Origin of the sequence: uncultured Corynebacterium sp. (assembly GCF_937999985.1) — a bacterium.
GTDB lineage: Bacteria > Actinomycetota > Actinomycetes > Mycobacteriales > Mycobacteriaceae > Corynebacterium.
The window spans coordinates 23,358-39,539 of record NZ_CALLDG010000205.1; the positions used below are offsets into that span (position 1 = coordinate 23,358).

At 63.9% G+C, this 16,182-nt stretch carries 14 protein-coding genes and 2 pseudogenes; 14 read left to right on the forward strand and 2 right to left on the reverse strand.

Annotated features, from left to right (window positions below):
- The first annotated feature begins 105 nt into the window (after positions 1 to 105).
- A complete protein-coding gene (locus Q0331_RS10285) occupies positions 106 to 798 on the forward strand; it encodes a response regulator transcription factor (protein WP_035002955.1) in 693 nt (230 codons plus the stop codon).
- A gap of 6 nt (positions 799 to 804) precedes the next feature.
- On the opposite strand, the gene Q0331_RS10290 is transcribed toward Q0331_RS10285, so the two are convergent.
- Entirely contained in the window at positions 805 to 1,653 is an 849-nt protein-coding gene (locus Q0331_RS10290; protein WP_367274985.1) for a hypothetical protein, read from the reverse strand.
- A gap of 141 nt (positions 1,654 to 1,794) precedes the next feature.
- Here Q0331_RS10290 and Q0331_RS10295 point away from each other — a divergent pair, with 141 nt between their 5' ends.
- The 5 genes and pseudogenes from Q0331_RS10295 (at position 1,795) to Q0331_RS10315 (ending at position 5,842) form a co-directional block, all read left to right on the forward strand.
- Positions 1,795 to 2,730 carry a Ppx/GppA phosphatase family protein gene (locus Q0331_RS10295; protein ID WP_298076257.1) on the forward strand — a complete coding sequence of 312 codons (936 nt, stop codon included), beginning with the start codon at positions 1,795 to 1,797 and terminating at the stop codon, positions 2,728 to 2,730.
- A 125-nt stretch (positions 2,731 to 2,855) separates the two neighbouring features.
- Positions 2,856 to 3,911 (forward strand): DUF2157 domain-containing protein, encoded by a 1,056-nt coding sequence (locus tag Q0331_RS10300; RefSeq protein WP_298076258.1) that lies wholly within the window; start codon positions 2,856 to 2,858, stop codon positions 3,909 to 3,911.
- 153 nt (positions 3,912 to 4,064) lie between these two features.
- A pseudogene (proC, locus tag Q0331_RS10305) lies at positions 4,065 to 4,931 on the forward strand (pyrroline-5-carboxylate reductase).
- Between the two features lie 323 nt (positions 4,932 to 5,254).
- Positions 5,255 to 5,455, forward strand: a complete 201-nt coding sequence (locus tag Q0331_RS10310) for a helix-turn-helix domain-containing protein (protein ID WP_298076259.1) — start codon at positions 5,255 to 5,257, stop codon at positions 5,453 to 5,455.
- Between the two features lie 285 nt (positions 5,456 to 5,740).
- Positions 5,741 to 5,842, forward strand: coding sequence for a 30S ribosomal protein bS22 (locus Q0331_RS10315; protein WP_003855542.1), 102 nt, complete (start codon positions 5,741 to 5,743; stop codon positions 5,840 to 5,842).
- Between the two features lie 91 nt (positions 5,843 to 5,933).
- On the opposite strand, the gene Q0331_RS10320 is transcribed toward Q0331_RS10315, so the two are convergent.
- Positions 5,934 to 7,190 (reverse strand): HAD family phosphatase, encoded by a 1,257-nt coding sequence (locus Q0331_RS10320; RefSeq protein ID WP_298076260.1) that lies wholly within the window; start codon positions 7,188 to 7,190, stop codon positions 5,934 to 5,936.
- 139 nt (positions 7,191 to 7,329) lie between these two features.
- Here Q0331_RS10320 and Q0331_RS10325 point away from each other — a divergent pair, with 139 nt between their 5' ends.
- From Q0331_RS10325 to Q0331_RS10360, 8 genes and pseudogenes are all read left to right on the forward strand, one after another.
- Positions 7,330 to 7,599, forward strand: coding sequence for a glutaredoxin family protein (locus Q0331_RS10325; RefSeq protein WP_298076267.1), 270 nt, complete (start codon positions 7,330 to 7,332; stop codon positions 7,597 to 7,599).
- A 148-nt stretch (positions 7,600 to 7,747) separates the two neighbouring features.
- Entirely contained in the window at positions 7,748 to 9,211 is a 1,464-nt protein-coding gene (locus Q0331_RS10330) for a glutamyl-tRNA reductase (RefSeq protein ID WP_298076261.1), read from the forward strand.
- 8 nt (positions 9,212 to 9,219) lie between these two features.
- Positions 9,220 to 10,305 carry a hydroxymethylbilane synthase gene (hemC, locus tag Q0331_RS10335; protein WP_298076262.1) on the forward strand — a complete coding sequence of 362 codons (1,086 nt, stop codon included), beginning with the start codon at positions 9,220 to 9,222 and terminating at the stop codon, positions 10,303 to 10,305.
- 146 nt (positions 10,306 to 10,451) lie between these two features.
- Positions 10,452 to 12,326, forward strand: coding sequence for a uroporphyrinogen-III synthase (locus Q0331_RS10340; protein WP_298076264.1), 1,875 nt, complete (start codon positions 10,452 to 10,454; stop codon positions 12,324 to 12,326).
- Between the two features lie 35 nt (positions 12,327 to 12,361).
- The gene (hemB, locus tag Q0331_RS10345) at positions 12,362 to 13,366 is read left to right on the forward strand and encodes a porphobilinogen synthase (RefSeq protein WP_035002961.1); all 1,005 of its coding nucleotides are present in this window, start codon (positions 12,362 to 12,364) and stop codon (positions 13,364 to 13,366) included.
- Between the two features lie 68 nt (positions 13,367 to 13,434).
- Entirely contained in the window at positions 13,435 to 14,265 is an 831-nt protein-coding gene (locus tag Q0331_RS10350; RefSeq protein WP_298076265.1) for a hypothetical protein, read from the forward strand.
- Positions 14,266 to 14,267: 2 nt separating this feature from the next.
- A complete protein-coding gene (locus Q0331_RS10355; protein WP_298076266.1) occupies positions 14,268 to 14,813 on the forward strand; it encodes a hypothetical protein in 546 nt (181 codons plus the stop codon).
- 5 nt (positions 14,814 to 14,818) lie between these two features.
- Positions 14,819 to 16,182 (forward strand): annotated as a pseudogene (locus Q0331_RS10360) (metal-transporting ATPase); the annotation flags it as partial.

A 16,182-nucleotide genomic window follows, 5' to 3' on the forward strand; every position in this document is an offset into this window, starting at 1 on the left:
GTGTCTTGAGGGTTGCTACTCCCTAAAGCCTGTGGGCACGTTACGATAGTTACGGATACTTTCTATAGCTGTAAAAATGTTCTGTTGAAAGGTAATTGAGCGGCTGTGACGAGCGTGTTGATTGTCGAAGACGAGGAGTCTTTGGCGGAACCTCTTGCGTTTCTTCTGAAAAAGGAAGGTTTCGAGGTCTTCATGGCCCCGGACGGTCCCACCGCGCTGGATACCTTCGCTGCGGAAGACATCGACATCATTCTGTTGGATCTGATGCTGCCCGGCATGTCCGGCACCGAGGTGTGCCGCCAGCTGCGCCAGACCTCCAGCGTGCCGGTGATTATGGTGACGGCTCGCGACAGTGAGATCGATAAGGTCGTGGGCCTCGAGCTCGGCGCCGACGATTACGTGACCAAGCCCTACTTCGCCCGCGAGCTGATCGCCCGCATCCGCGCTGTTCTGCGTCGTGGTGGCGAGGTCGAGGTCGAGGCTCCCGCCGACGACGGCCTGGTGCTGCAGGAGGACCGCGTGATGATGGACGTGGAGCGCCACATCGTCACCGTCGACGGGCAGAAGGTCCCTATGCCGCTCAAGGAATTCGATCTGCTCGAGTACCTCATGCGTAACAGCGGTCGTGTACTGACCCGCGGCCAGTTGATCGACCGCGTATGGGGCGCCGATTACGTCGGCGATACCAAGACCCTGGACGTGCACATCAAGCGACTGCGCTCCAAGATCGAGCGCAACCCCTCTCGCCCGGAGATTCTGGTGACCGTCCGCGGCCTGGGCTACAAGTTCGAGGCCTAACCCCGCCTAAATCCCGCGCCGCCGTGCTTCGGCCGTCGCCGGGTGAATCGACAGCAACGGAAAGCCGCTAGGCGATACCTGCGCCAGCTTTTCCCGCTCCTCGCAGTGCGCGGCTAGCACCTCGTAGGCCTCCTCGCCGATCAGCTCCGTCAGCTCTTCGCGGCCGGTGCGCCACAACGCTTCGCCACCTGCGTGGCAGTTCGGGTCCGAGGAGCAGTACCAGTCAAAGTCCTCACCGCCGTCGCCCCATCCGCGGCGGTTGTATTCGGTGACGGTCGTCCGCAGCATCTCCACCCCGTCTGGGCGGGTTTCCCAGTCCTCAAGTCGCCGCAGCGGCACTTGCCAGCACACTTCGGGCTTCGCTGCGGTCAGCTCGACGTCGTTGCGCAGCGCCCAGGCGTGCAGCGCGCAGCCGCGGCCTCCGGGGAACCCTTCGCGGTTGGCGAAGATGCACGCCCCGTTGGTGGTCACGGTCTTCAGCGCGGGCTCCATCTCGCCCTCGTCGTTTTCTAGCTCGTCCCATTCCAGCCACGGCTCGATGTCGTCGCCGCTTTTTTCTTGTGGACGCCCCTTTGCCTCCCATTCATCCATCTCCGCGGGGCGGTTCTGCCACTCTTCCGCCGTGAGCTTCTCCGCGACATTCCGCAGGGTCGCGCGGTCGTCTTCGTCGGTGAGAAATGCACCGTGGGTGCAACAGCCGACGTCCGGATTCTCGGCGTCAATACCCAAACAGGCTTCGGTACCAAACCGGCAACGGTACGTGGACAGTAGCCACGTGAGATCCACCTGGATGATGTGCTCGGAATCGGCGGGGTCGATGAACTCCAGCCATTCGCGAGGGTGGTCAGCGGGCATTTCGTGACCGGCGCGGATGGACAGGTCGGCGGGTGTGCCCTCCGGATAGCCGGTGGCTAGCTCGTTGTTCGAGGTGCCCGATTCAATCTCCGCAGACGTTTCATTCACGCGTTCCACCGTAGACCCATTAGGCTGGGGTGCGTGCGATTAGGTGTGCTTGACGTAGGAAGCAATACGGTTCATCTGGTGGTCGTCGATGCACAGCGCGGCGGACCGCCGACTCCAATGAGCAATTGGAAGACTCCCATGCGCTTGGTGGAATACCTGGATAAGAAGGGTGCCATCAACGAAAAGGGGCAGGGGAAGCTGCTCAATGGGGTGGCTCTGGCCAAGGAGATGTCGGAGCAGTTCCGCTGCGAAGGCATGCTGCCTTTTGCTACCTCCGCGATCCGCTCGGCAGAGAATTCCGAGGAAGTGCTGGACAGGGTAGAGAAGGAAACCGGCGTGCGCCTGCGGATTCTGTCGGGGGACGAGGAAGCGCGGCTGACGTTCCTGGCGGTGCGCCGCTGGTACGGCTGGTCCGCAGGGCGTATCTGCGACCTGGACATCGGTGGCGGCTCCTTGGAAATGTCCATTGGCATGGACGAGGATCCGGACGTCGCCTGCAGTGTGAATCTGGGTGCGGGGCGCTTGACCCGCGAATGGTTCGATACCGACCCGCCTTCTAGGAAGAAGGTCGCGGAGCTGGGGGAGTTCATCGACGAAGAGTTGAATGATCCGGTGGAAAAGCTGCTGGATTCTGGCGACATTGACTTGGCGGTGGGAACTTCTAAGACCTTTAGGATGCTGGCGCGTCTGACAGGTGCGGCGCCTTCTTCCGCTGGCCCGCGGGTAAAGCGCACCTTGACTCAGGCCGGCCTGCGACAGCTGATCGCCTTTATTTCCCGCATGACTGCCGCCGATCGGGCGGAGTTGGAGGGGGTGAGTGCGGAGCGGTCGCACCAGGTTGTTGCCGGCGCGCTGGTGGCCGAGGCGGCGATGCGCAAGCTGGATATTGAGGTTTTGCACATGTGCCCGTGGGCGCTGCGCGAGGGTGTGATCTTCCGCCAGCTCGACCATAATCCGGTTTTGGCGTAAGTAACGCCAGTTACTTCTGACTATATGTAGGCGAGTAAAGTAGTGTGTTTGAAGACATATGTTTAAAGTGACGCTTGAGGGCAGTTGAGACTGCGTTGCAAGTGATCAAGTGATGGGATCAATGGATGAGTGAGAAGCTGACAGTCGCCGAACTTCTCGCCCGCAACGGGCGCGAAGCAGATCCTGCTGACACTGGTCGGCGTCGACGCCGTCACCGCAACTTGGAAAAGGGCGGCGTTTCCGTTGCCGAGCTGACGGGTTCCATTCCAGTAGTTCAGACCGAGGACGACGCAGCTTCAGATGAGTCCGTGGCCAAGGCTGCAGATAAACCTGCAGATAAGGCCGCTCCGAAGGCTGCCGCCAAGGACACTGTGGCGGCACAGCCCGAGAGGCAGGAGGAAAAGGAGAAGAAGCTCCAGCCGGATCAGCGTTCCGTAAGCCGTACCCCGGAGCGCCCGGAGGAAAAGACCGGCCAGCTTGCAGCTGCCAAGGACTCCAAGGATGCCCAGGACACCCAGGGCTCCCAGGGGGTGGAGGCTGAAAAGCCGACCTTCGGCGAGGTCGCGCGTGGCAAGGTGGCCGAAAAGCCGGAGGCGAAGAAGGCAACCAAGGAAGTTAAGCCGATCAAGCCTGCCGAAACGGGCAAGGCTGACAAGCCCGGTGCTGCCGACAAGCCTGGTGACGCCGACAAGTCCCGTAAGCCTGACAAGTCCGGCAAGTCTGGCAAGGCCGGAGTCGCCGCGGCAGCGGCAGCGGGCGGAGCCGGAGCAGTCGGCGCCGCTGGGGTTGCTAAGTCGACTGAGGCGGACGCTGCTGACAAGGTAGGCGTCAAGTCGGAGCCGCAGGCAACCAGTGACGAGCGGGCACAATTCGCGCAGCTCGAGGAATCTCTCGAGGACGGCGAGGTTGTCGAGTACGAAGACGATACGATCTCCTGGCCCATGATGATCCTGCAGGCGATCCTGGCGATCGCCGTGGGCGTGGGCGTGTTCTTCGGCTTCAGCCTGGTGTGGGCCAAGGCCCCGGCGGTTCTGGCGCTGGTGCTGGCCATCGCCGTGACGCTGCTGCTGGTTGGACTGGTGCACGCGCTGCTGCGCCACCGTGACAAGCTTCTGATGATTCTCGCCGCCATCGTCGGTTTGGTGCTGACGATCGGGCCGCGATTGATCCAGGGACTATAAAAAGTCTCCTGTGACGTGAGCGGGGCGCTGGTTGGGGAACCAGCGCCCTTTTTGGGTTTTGTGGGGAACTAGCGAAAAGTGGGAGAACTAGAACCTGGGGTCTAAGAATGGGCGGGGTAGCAGGAAGCTGCCAATCCTGGCACGCTGGTTTATATGACTCAAATTGGAATTATTGGCGGAGGAAATATCGGCGAAGCCCTGCTCGCCGGAATCGTTGCGGACACCGAAGGTGCCGCAGACGCAAAGAAGATCATCGTCGCGGATCCGTCGCAGGAGCGGCTGGACGAGTTGAAGGATAAGTACGGCATGGTCACCGCCCGTGAGGGGCGCGAGGCCGCCGAAGGCACCGACATCCTGTTCATCTGCGTGAAGCCCAACATCGTCCCCATCGTGCTGGACGAGGTGGCCGAGGTGCTGGACAGCAACTCTCAGGACACGATCGTGGTTTCCCTGGCGGCGGGCGTGACCATTAACACCATGGAGTCCGCGCTGCCCGCGGGCACCACTGTTGTGCGCACCATGCCGAACACCCCGATGCTGGTTGGCAAGGGTGCAATCGGCATTGCCGGTGGCCGCTTTGCTGAATAAGATCAGCTGAACACGGTGCAAGACATCATGTCCAAGGTCGGCGAGGCCGTCATCGTTAAGGAAAAGGAGCTGGACGCAGTCACGGCCGTCTCCGGTTCCGGCCCGGCATACATCTTCCTGGTTGTGGAAGCCATGATCGAGTCTGCCGTGCAGCTGGGGCTCGCCCGTCCGCTGGCGGAGAAGCTGGCCATCGCCAACGTGCAAGGCGCGGCCACCATGATGTCCCGAAACCTTGCAGAGGGTGGGGATACGCCGTCTGTTCTGCGCACCAAGGTCACCAGCCCTGGAGGAACCACTGCGGCGGCTCTGCGCGAACTGGAGGAGTCCGGTATCCGCGGAGCGTTCTTCCGTGCCATGGAGGCATGTAAGGATCGCTCCGAGGAACTGGGTGCGCCGAAGCCTGGTGCGAATGGAGCTAACGGCGATAACTAAGCGCGCCTGCGTCCGGTGCGTGGGCGCGCGCCCCGCCCAAATGGGGTTAATTTCTGCCCTTCTCTGAGCGACCACAGTGATCTTTTTAGACACAACGGTTTAACACAAATCACGCCTGTTCAAATCGGTCACGCTCGGTAACAGGCGTGGGCTTGTGGCACCTCGAGTTGCGTAGGCCACAAGGAGCAATCTGCCCTCAATGGTCACCCTTGTTGCACATTATTCACATGGTTCACGTTATGATGGTTCGCGAGCGATCACGTGTGAAGTCCTGCAGGAGGGGAAGCCTGCAGCGCATGAGAGCGCAAAGAAAGTGATGATCTATGGCTAACACCGAAAATGGAACATTTCTGACCGTCGCAGAGGTCGCCGATCTGATGCGCGTGTCGAAGATGACTGTTTACCGTCTCATCCACTCGGAGGAGCTGCCCGCAGTACAGGTCGGCCGCAACTTCCGCGTTCGTGGATCCGCTGTTGAGGCGTACCTCGGAGCTTCCGAGTACACCCCCGGCCAGACCGGCTAATCAGCGAGACGCAACAGTCCCCCATTTTCGGAGTCAGGTGCCCTGAGCCACCCGCCCGGTGATGGGGGATTTTTGTTTCTCCAGGGTGCTGGGGGTTAAACTGTGGGACATTCGTGTCTACGGATGTGAAGCAACTCTTGCGCGGTAGCCCATAACGGCAGCCCCTTGTGGCAGGCAGCGTGCATCCGAGGACACATCTTCTCTATCGCCGTATAAGGTCCGGCGGTGGGGGAGCAGACCTTTAACCTGAAGAGATAACTAACCGAGAGAAACGAGGCTTACCCCATGGGTTCTGTCATCAAGAAGCGCCGCAAGCGCATGTCCAAGAAGAAGCACCGCAAGATGCTGCGCCGGACCCGCGTTCAGCGTAGGAAGCTCGGTAAGTAGCCTTCCGCTGCCGCATATAGAAAGAAACCCACCGCAGGCGCCCTTCAAAAAGGGGCGTGGCCACGGTGGGTTTTTGCGTTCCCGGCGAGCTTTAGCGTCGCTTCCGCGCCCACATGCCCGCGCCACCGGCCAGTCCCAACAGCCCAGCCCCCGCTGCCAGCCGCGCCCCGCCGGTGCGCCGGAGCGCGCGGCGCACCCGCCGGTAGTCGCGGATCTCCCAGCCGCGTTCCAGTGCTGCCTTGCGCAGTTTGGAATCCGGGTTGATCGCCACGGCCGTGCCCACGGTGGAAAGCATCGGCAGGTCGTTCACGGAATCCGAGTATGCGGTGCAACGCTGCAAATCCAGCCCCTCGTAGTTGGCCAGGGCGATAACGGCGTGCTTTTTCTCCTCACCGTGCAGCATGTGGCCGACCATGCGCCCGGTGAAGCGCCCATCCTTCACCTCCGCCACGGTGCCGAGCGCGCCAGTGAATCCCAGCTCCTTGGCGATGATCTGCGCAAGCTGCACCGGCGAAGCAGTCACCAGCCACACCTGCTGGCCTGCCTGAATGTGCATGTCGGCCAGTTCCTTGGTGTCCGGGAAGATGCGTTCCGCGATCGTCGCCGCCCAGATCTCCTGAGCCATCTCGATGACCTCGGTTTCCTTCCGCCCCTTCACCAGCGCCAGCGCCTGCTCCCGGCCGCTGGAAATGTCGTCCGCGCTTTCCTTGCCCAGCATCCGGAACTTCACCTGCACCCAGATAAAGCCCAGCAGCTGTCGGGCGGTAAAGAAGCGCCGTTTCGCCAGTCCGCGGGCGAAGAGCAGGATCGAGGCGCCCTTGATCAGCGTGTTATCCACGTCGAAGAACGCGCCGACTCCGGCATCCTGCGGGATCGAGGGGTCGGGGTGGTCCAGATGCCGCGGCTTTTCCGCCGACAGCCCCGCGCCCTCCAGGTTGGCCAGCCCGGTGCGCAGCTGGTCTCCCTCGATCTCGTAGCTGTGCGCCAGCTGATCCAGCTGCGCCTCACTGAGCTCCCAGAGCGCTTGTGGGGCGCCGGTGCCGTACCCGACCTGCAGGTTCTGTGTCGTTGGGGTGGGGTGTTCGTGTTTCTTGGGTTGGGACGCCACCGTATCCGCCGCCAGACGTTCAGCATCGCTTGAGCGCTTCTCGCGGCGGGATTTTCCGAAACGTTCCTCCCGGAACTCGCGGAGGAATGACTGCGCAGTCAGAGACAGCGCGCGCAGGTAGCCCCGCCATTCGCTGCCAATGTCGCGCAATTGCGTCAACAGGCCCGCGCGCTCACCCGCATTCCGGCCTGGGGCCGGAGTGGGGTGGTTCGACGGTTCTAGATCAGGCGCTGCGTTCACACACATTAAGTTACCTCGAAAGTGCGACCAGGGCGCTGCCGAGAGCTATTAGTCCTGCGCTTTCTGACGGGTAGCATGGAAGGCCGTGAACTCTGACAGTAATTACCCAGATCAGGCTCCCACCCAGGCGTCGGCTCAGGTGCCAGCCCAGCCCGCACGAGTGCAGCTGATCAGCCGCTCGACGTGCGGCTCCTGTGCCCGCGTGTACCAGCAGATTCTGCCTATCGCACGCCGCTTCGGCACGACGGTGGAAGTGATTGAGCTGGACCGTGGTGGCGTCACCAAAGAAAAAGAGGAATTGGCACAAGAGTTCGGCGACCGTGTGCCCGTCGTGCTCGTCGACGACGAGGAGGTCGCGTGCTGGGAAATCGACGATGACGAGCTCATCTCGGCGTTGGAGCAGAACTAGAGCGCTACACAAGCGCCATATAGCAGCCCCGCGAACTCGTTTTGGCAACGGGGTGGGTTAAGGGCTACCGTAGACACTCGTAACTACTTGGGGGTATAGCCCCGCGCGGCCGTCCCCCAAGTGATCCCCGCAGGAGGCATGAAGACATATGAGTAGTAGCACCCGGACTGGTTCCGCGTCGGTGTTGCTGGTCGGACTGTCTTTTCGTTCGGCTCCGGTGACCATGCTGGAGCAGGCGACGGTCGCCGATGCGGACCTGCCTAAGATGCAGCTATCGCTGGTGGATAACGACGTGATCTCCGAATCGCTGGTGCTTTCCACCTGCAACCGCATGGAGTTCTACACGGTCGCCAACGCCTTCCATTCTGGCCTGGACCACGTGGTGGACACGATCGCGCAGTTCTCCGGGCTGGAGACGACCGAGCTGGAGCCGCACCTGTACGTGCACTACGCGGACTCCGCGGCCGAGCACATGCTGAAGGTCGCCTCCGGGCTGGATTCTATGGTCATCGGCGAGCAGCAGATCATCGGTCAGCTGCGCAGCGCCTACCAGTCTGCCAACGAGACCGGCACGGTCGGGCGCACCCTCCACGACCTGACGCAGCGCGCACTGCGGACGGGCAAGCGCGTGCACTCCGAGACCGCCATCGATTCGGCGGGGGCCTCCATGGTGTCTTTCGCCGTGGACCAGGCGCTGCGCTTCATCGAGCCCGCGCGTGTTCTTTCTTCTGTTGTGGATGACGCCCCCTCGTCCCACCCCCTCGCCGGCCACCGCGCGCTGATTATCGGTGCGGGGGCTATGGCATCCCTGGCTTCCACCCACCTGGGCAGACTGGGTATCGACCACGTGACCGTGGCCAACCGCACGCTGTCGCGGGCGGAGAACCTGGTGAACCACGCACGTGAGGCAGGGGTGGATGCTTCCGCCGTGCCGTTGGACGGGGTGGCAGATTGCCTGAGCGCCGTGGACATTGTGGTTTCCGCAACCGGTGCGGTGGGCAATGTGGTCACCGAGCGGGACGTGCGCGCGGCCATGGAGGCGGCGGGCACGAAGGTGCTGATCGATCTTTCCATGCCTGCGGACATCGAGCGTTCCGTGGCGGACATCGCCGGCGTGAAGCTGCTGAACATTGAGGAGCTCACGACGATGGCCGGCGACCGGGTGCAGGACGAGGATCCGGCGCGCGAGATCGTGGCCGACGAGCTGCAGAGTTTCCTGGAGCAGCAGCGTGCGCAGTCCGTGGTGCCCACCGTCAAGGCCCTGCGACAGAAGGCCGGGGAAGTCATGGCCGAAGAGCTGATGACGCTGGAGCGGCTGACCCCCGACATGTCGGAGGCCGACCGCGCAGCTGTGGTCAAGTCGATGAAGCGCGTGGTGGATAAGCTGCTGCACACCCCAACGGTGCAGGCCAAGAAGCTTTCCGCCGGTGGCCAGCAGGTCAGCTACCCGGATGCGTTGGCTGCCTTGTTCAACCTGCCCAACGGGATGGTGGATTCGGTGACCCAGCCGGGACAGACCGACACCCGGCCGGCCCAGACCGCGGGAACCTCTGCCCGTGCCGATCAAATTCCAAGCGCTACCCGCATTGGCCAGGTAGCGAAGGAGGCTTAAGACTTTCCATGTCCGCAACGTCTAATGGTGCTAACCCCGCTAACTCAGTGGTCGGTGGCGACCGCACTTTCCTGATCGGCACCCGCAGGTCCGCACTGGCTACAACGCAGACCAGCCACGTCCGCGCCGGAATACAATCCGCTGGCTACGCCGCAGAGCTGCACTTGGTGCAGACCCCGGGCGATGCCTCCCAGGCGGCACAGACCCCGGTCGCACAGATCGGTGTGGGTGTGTTCACCGAAACGCTGCGCAAGGCCTTGGAAGCCGGCGAGTGCGACGTGGCCGTGCACTCCTTCAAGGACCTGCCGACCGCCCCGGATCCGCGTTTCCGCACTGTCGTCCCGCGCCGGGTGGACCCGCGCGAGGTGCTGGTCAGTCGAAACAATCAGCCCTTGCTGGAGCTGCCGCAGGGTGCCAAGGTGGGCACGTCCGCCCCGCGCCGCGTTTCCCAGATCCGCGCGGTGCGCCCGGACCTGGAGCTGCTGCCGCTGCGCGGAAACATCGATACCCGCATGGGGCGGACAGAAAAGGATCTGGACGCGGTGGTTCTGGCCCGCGCGGGCCTGGATCGCGTCGGCCAGCTGGACCGCGCTGCCGAGTCGATCGACCCGTTCACGATCATGCCCGCGCCCGCCCAGGGTGCGCTGAGCGTGGAGGTCCGCGCGGATGACGAGGCCGCCTGGCAGGCCGTTCGCCACCTGGATCACCTGCCCAGCCACATGGCCGCCGTGGCCGAGCGCGCCGTGCTGTCCACCCTGGAGGCCGGATGCACCGCGCCGGTTGCCGCATACTCCGAGTGGGTGGAGCAGGAAGGCACAGAAGGCACAGAAGGCACAGAAGGCACAGAAGGCACTCAGCAGCGCTACGTCCTGCGCGTATTTGGTGGCGTGTTCGCCATGGATGGTTCCCGCAAGCTGGTGCGCAGTGACGAGGCTGCCTTCGACATTCCTGATCCGACCGCGGACGAGGGATTCCCAGCCGCCCAGGAGCCCCGCTGGCGCGAGTGCATAGAAGCCGCCAGGGCTATAGGCACCGACATAGGTAGAGCGTTACTCGAGGACGGTGCCGCCGAGTTAGTGGCCGAGGCCGAATAGCTTTTTCTTCGGGACGCCCCCTGCGGCGCCCCGCCCCTCAAACTTCACCGGCACCGTGCACGTAGCCCGGGGCTACACGCGCACGGCCGCCCCAAGCAGATTTTTTAAGACACAATTACAGACCCGACAAGTTAGAAAGTTCCACTATGACCGATTCCGGAAATGCCCAGGTAGGAGGCGCTGATTCCGCCGCAGTGACGGCAGTCGCCGACCTGGCACCCACTGGATGCGGCCGGATCCTCTTCGTGGGCGCGGGCCCCGGAAACCCGGAGCTGCTGACCATCCGCGCGCGCGACATTCTGGAGACCACTGCCCATGCGTGGGTGGATCCGTCGGTATTGGAATCCGTGCAGAACATCATCGCCACCCGCCTGCCGGTGCCGCAGGAGAAGCTGGATGCCGCCGAGGCAGAGTGGGAGGCGAAGGTGAAGGCCGCCAAGGAGGCCGGTGCACGTCGCCGACCGCCGCGCCCCGCACCGCCGACCGCTGCGGAGATCGTGTTGGCCGCCCCGGCAGACACCGACCCCGAGATTGACGCAGAGGCAAGTGCAGGGGCCGACACAGCAAACCACACAGATGCCGGCGTAGAGACCTACGGCGAGCCGGTGCCGGATGCCGTAGCCCCGGACGTTCTGGCCGAGCAGATGGTCGCCTGCGCGAAGGCGGGCAATGACGTTGTCCGCCTCGTCGCCGGTAACCCACTGAGCAACCCGGCGGTCATGCACGAGCTGCAGCACGTCGCGGCAAGTCCCGTGGAATTCCAGGTCATCCCCGGCATGACCGGATCCGTGGCCGTTCCCGCCTTCACCGGAATCGGCCTCGGCCCGGACGTCACCGAGGCCGATGTTCGCGGTGGCGCCGACTGGGATCAGCTGGCCGCCTCCGGGCTGCCGTTGATTCTCACCGCCACTCCGGGTGACCTGGCGACCATTGCGCAGGAGCTGAAGGCCCGCGGCATCGCCGGAACCACTCCGGCGACCGTTACACTGCACGGCACCACCCGCCGCCAGCGCAGTTACGATGCGACCCTGGATACGCTGAAGTCCATCACCACCCAGTCCGGCCCCGCCGCCAAGGATGGCGAGCTGCCAGCCGAGTTGATCGTCACGCTGGGCTCCCAGGTGGGCAACCGCTCCAAGTACTCCTGGTGGGAAAACCGCGCCCTGTACGGCTGGACCGTGCTGGTGCCGCGCGCCAAGAACCAGGCAGGCCCGATGAGCGCCCGCCTGGCCTCGCACGGCGCTATCCCCGTGGAGGTGCCCACCATCTCCGTCGAGCCACCCCGCAGCCCCGTGCAGATGGAGCGCGCCATCAAGGGGTTGGTTGATGGCCGCTACCACTGGATCGTCTTCACTAGCGTCAACGCAGTGAAGGCCGTGTGGGAGAAGCTGCGCGAGTTCGGACTCGACGCCCGCGCCCTGGCGGGCGTGCGCGTGGCCGCCGTGGGGCCGAAGACCTCCCAGGCAGTGAAGGATCTGGGAATCACCCCGGAATTGCTGCCGAAGGACGACGCGCGCAATGCAGCCGGCCTGGTGGACGTCTTCCCGCCGCACGACCCGGACCTGGACCTGGTGGATCGCGTGCTGCTGCCGCGCGCCGACATCGCCACCGACGTGCTGGTCGACGGCCTAATCGACCTGGGCTGGGACGTAGAGGACGTCGTGGCCTACCGCACCGTCCGCGCCGCCCCGCCCAGCCCGGAGATCCGCGACATGATCAAGACCGGTGGCTTCGACGCAGTCTGCTTCACTAGTTCTTCGACTGTGAAGAACTTGGTGGGTATCGCGGGTAAGCCGCACGCGCGCACCATTATTGCCTGCATCGGGCCGATGGCCGCACAGACCGCTCGCGAGCATGGCCTACGCGTCGACGTCATGCCGGAGGCCGCTGGCGTGCCGGAGCTTGTGGACGCCCTCGCTGACCACGTGGCTGACCTGCGCGCTAAGGGACAACTTCCGCCTCCGCGGAAGCGGAGGCGGCGTCGCAAAAAGACGAGCGAGAAGAAGGACACCGGGGCCTAACAAGCCTGTCCGGGCGCGGGAGTAGCATCGTTGGCATGACTTCGAACTACACCCCGTTCCGCCGCCCCCGCCGACTCCGCACGACCCCGCAGATGCGCAACTTCACTGCGGAGACGGACCTGAACCCCAATCGGCTGGTGCTTCCGATGTTCATCGCCGATGGGCTGGACGCCCCACGGGACATCACCAGCCTGCCCGGCGTGCAGCAGCACACCGAGGATTCGCTGCTGCGCGCGGTGGAAGAAGCCGCGAACGCAGGAGTGGGATCCATCGACCTGTTCGGCGTGCCGCTGGACGAGGACAAGGATGCGACCGGCAGCCAGTCGGTAGCTGAGGACGGCATTCTCAACCGCGGCCTGCGCGCCGTCCGCGAGCGCTTCGGCGACGACATCCTAGTGATGGCCGATACGTGCCTGGATGAGTTCACCGACCACGGCCACTGTGGCGTGCTCTCCACAGATCGCTACGGCCACCAGATCGTGGACAATGACGCCACCCTGCCGCAGTACGCGAAGATGGCAGTTGCACAGGCTGAGGCCGGTGCGCACATCGTGAGCCCCTCCGGAATGATGGACGGACAGATCCGTCACATCCGCGAAGCGCTGGATGCGGCCGGCCACCAGGACGTATCGATTATGGCCTACTCCGCAAAGTACGCCTCCGCTTTCTTCGGTCCCTTCCGTGAGGCAGTGGGCTCCTCCCTGCAGGGCGACCGCCGCACCTACCAGCAGGACCCCCGCAACCTGCGGGAATCCATCCTGGAAACCCAGCTGGACATCGACGAGGGGGCGGACATGGTGATGGTCAAGCCCGCGATGCCCTACCTGGACGTACTGCGCGAAGTGGCGAACATGTCCCCGGTGCCAGTGGCTGCCTACCAGGTCTCCGGCGAGTACGCGATGATCTCCGCAGCCGCCCAGAACGGTTGGATCGACGAGGAAGCTGCGATCATGGAATCCATCTACGGCATCCGCCGCGCCGGGGCGGACATCATCCTGACCTACTGGGCAACCCGCGTAGCGCAGATGCTGCAGGGCTAAGATGCTTAATCACCAGTAATCACAGTAGGCTAGATGGCTGTATGAACAGCACCGACAGCAGCGCACATATGAGCACACAGCAACACGACCCCCGCCTTCAGGGTGGTTCCCAGGTAGGCCCGCAGCCGGGTCAGCACGGCTCCCAGCCGGGGTTCCAGGGGCAGTACGGCCCGCAAAACCCGCAGGGGCACCCGCAGCAACCTCCGAAGCCGCCGAAACCTCCAAAGGTGGGGCGCAAGGACGGCCTCGCGCCGAACCTCAAGGAGGCGCCGGAAGACGTCCGCTACGGCGTATGGGCCTGGCTGGCGGTGGCCGTGCTGCAGCTGCTGGCAAGTGTGGTGCAGTTCGTGGCCAACATTGTCGACCCGCGCGCACTGACCCAGAGCAGCCAGGGCATCCTCGATAGCCAAAGCGGCATGTTCGCCAGCGTTCTTGCAGATCAGGATGCCTCCGAGGTTGCCACGCAGGTAAACATCAGCTCACTGATGTGGGGCATTATCGCCTCGGCAGCCTGTGCCTACTTGGCCTGGCGCGCAGGCCGCGGAGCTCCGTACTCCCGCTTGTTCTTAAACGTCGCCTCCGTGTTCATGATCTTCAACGCGGTGCTCATCACGTTCGCCAGCGGGCCGGACTTCATGCCCGTAGGCTTCGTGCTGCTCATCGGCATCCTGACCATTCTGTCCGGCGTATGCGCTGCGCTGGGCCTGTGGTTTATGTCCCGCCCGGAGAACCACGACTGGCTGGGTATGCCCAGCGTCAAGGAAATGGAGAAGTACTCCAAGGAGATGGAGGAGTACAAGGCGGAAACGCGGCGTCAAAAAGAAGAGCGAAAAGAACAAAAGAACAGCGACGATAAAGACCGCACCGATCACACCGACCACACCTGGGGAGGGCGCTGACCATGCCCGCAATGTTCCCCTCGATGGTGCCGAGCAGCCAGGATCCTAACCGCGACGTTAAGTACTGGCAGCCCGGCGATCCCACGCCGCGCCTGGTGATCGTCAGCTTCGCCATGCTGGTGGTCCTGGGACTGCTGATGATCTTTTTCGGCGTGCTGGCTCTGACGGCCTCCTGGGATCGTGAGCCGATGAACGCAGAGGAAGCCGAGCGCATGAACTTCGTGCGCAACAACGTGCGGATCCTCGGCGGCATCAACATCGTGGTCGGCGCGGTGCTGGTCTACTTCTCCCGCGGCGTGCGCGACGGCTACCGCGGTAAACGCCGCCTGGTGCTGTGGTTCGGCGCGCTGGGCATCTTGTTCATGCTGGCGGGCTGGGTTTTCGGATTCACCGGCCCCGGCCAGGCCGTCATGGCCTTGCTGTTGGCAGTCGCGCTGCTGCTGGCCTACCGTCCTGCGGTTAACCCGTTTTTTGACGCAGGGCATCGGCTCGACGGCCCTCCCATCGAAGGCGACGGCACCCTGCCGGGCGACAGCCTGCGGAGCTAGCAGAGATGACTGAGCAGGACTCAAAGATCGTCCCGGCCAGCAGCCGGGCGGCGCGAAAAGCTGCCGTGGGTGTCGACGACGTCGACGAGGCCATCCTGAAGGCTCGAGAGGCGGCGGCGAAGGCCGGCTTCGACATGGACCGTACGCCGTCCACCGAAGAAGAGGCCGACCGGGCGGCACGCGAACACTGGGGGCTTGCCAGTTTCGCCTACCGCCTGGAAGGGCTGGAATCCGCGGTGGCCGCCACCAGTGTGGAGGAGGAACTTAACGACATTCCGGGCGTGCAGGCCGCGGTGGTGTACTCCACCGGCATGGCGTGGATCTCCGCTGAAGATCACGTGCTGCCCGCCCAGATTCAAGAGGTGCTGGAGAGGCACAACCTGGATAGCTGGCTGACGGATTCCTCCCTGCGCCGCCGCGCCTCGCGACTGGAGATCGAAGAAACGCGTCGCCGCATGCGGCGCCATGCCAGCGACCACAGAAGGGCATGGGCTGCGGCGGAGAGCCGCAAACGGCGCGACCGGAACAAGGTGGAGCTGGATAGGTTCCGCCGGCAGAACCCCTTCGATTCCACCGAGGGCCTGCATACCGCCCGGCAGCTGATTACCCGCATGCGGCTGATCATCGCCGTGGTGTTGGGGCTGCCGGTGGTGGTTCTGCAGCTGGTGTCCGCCTGGCAGTTCGACTATTGGCAGTGGGTCTGCCTGGCGCTGGCCACCCCAGTGGTGACGTGGTGCGCGTGGCCCTTCCACCGGGCTTTTTTCGGTGGCTTAAGACGTGGCCAATCCGCCCTGGACGGTGCCAGTTCCGTGGCGATCCTGCTGGCCTACCTGTACTCGGCGTGCACCCTGATTTTCACTTCCGCCGGCAACGTGGGTTGGAACAGCCACCAGGTGCTGTTCGCCGGCGTGTGGTCCGCGCAGGACATTAAGGGAGCAGTTTTCTTCGACGTCGCCTGCGGCGGCACTATCCTGCTGCTTTTCGGCAGGCTGCTTTCCCGGCGGACGGCGCTGCGCTCGAAGTCGATCCTTTCCGTGCTGACCGTGCCCGCCGCCAAGGAAGTCACGGTGGTGCGCAAGACTCGTAAGTCGAAGACGGAAAAGAAGGACATTCCGATCGCGGAGATCCGCACGGGCGACGACATCATCATTCCCCCCGGCATGATGGTGCCCAGCGACGGCGAGATCATCAGTGGTAAGTCCCTGGTGGACATGGGGCCGGTCGGCGGCATGCACCGCACTTTCGAAGTCTCTGTCGGTGACCGCATTTACGCAGGTGCCCGCAACCACGGCGGGACGTTGAAGATGCGCGTGCACGCCACGGGTTCCTCCACGCGCCTGGCCGCGATGCACCGTTGGGTGCGCGGGTC

Bases quoted from the DNA above. Each gene is read 5' to 3' on its own strand.
- Q0331_RS10290 (WP_367274985.1), bottom strand. From the start codon at position 1,653: ATGCCCGCTGACCACCCTCGCGAATGGCTGGAGTTCATCGACCCCGCC.
- Q0331_RS10300 (WP_298076258.1), top strand. From the start codon at position 2,856: ATGAGTGAGAAGCTGACAGTCGCCGAACTTCTCGCCCGCAACGGGCGC.
- Q0331_RS10310 (WP_298076259.1), top strand. From the start codon at position 5,255: ATGGCTAACACCGAAAATGGAACATTTCTGACCGTCGCAGAGGTCGCC.
- Q0331_RS10315 (WP_003855542.1), top strand. From the start codon at position 5,741: ATGGGTTCTGTCATCAAGAAGCGCCGCAAGCGCATGTCCAAGAAGAAG.
- Q0331_RS10330 (WP_298076261.1), top strand. From the start codon at position 7,748: ATGAGTAGTAGCACCCGGACTGGTTCCGCGTCGGTGTTGCTGGTCGGA.
- hemC (WP_298076262.1), top strand. From the start codon at position 9,220: ATGTCCGCAACGTCTAATGGTGCTAACCCCGCTAACTCAGTGGTCGGT.
- Q0331_RS10340 (WP_298076264.1), top strand. From the start codon at position 10,452: ATGACCGATTCCGGAAATGCCCAGGTAGGAGGCGCTGATTCCGCCGCA.
- hemB (WP_035002961.1), top strand. From the start codon at position 12,362: ATGACTTCGAACTACACCCCGTTCCGCCGCCCCCGCCGACTCCGCACG.
- Q0331_RS10350 (WP_298076265.1), top strand. From the start codon at position 13,435: ATGAGCACACAGCAACACGACCCCCGCCTTCAGGGTGGTTCCCAGGTA.
- Q0331_RS10355 (WP_298076266.1), top strand. From the start codon at position 14,268: ATGCCCGCAATGTTCCCCTCGATGGTGCCGAGCAGCCAGGATCCTAAC.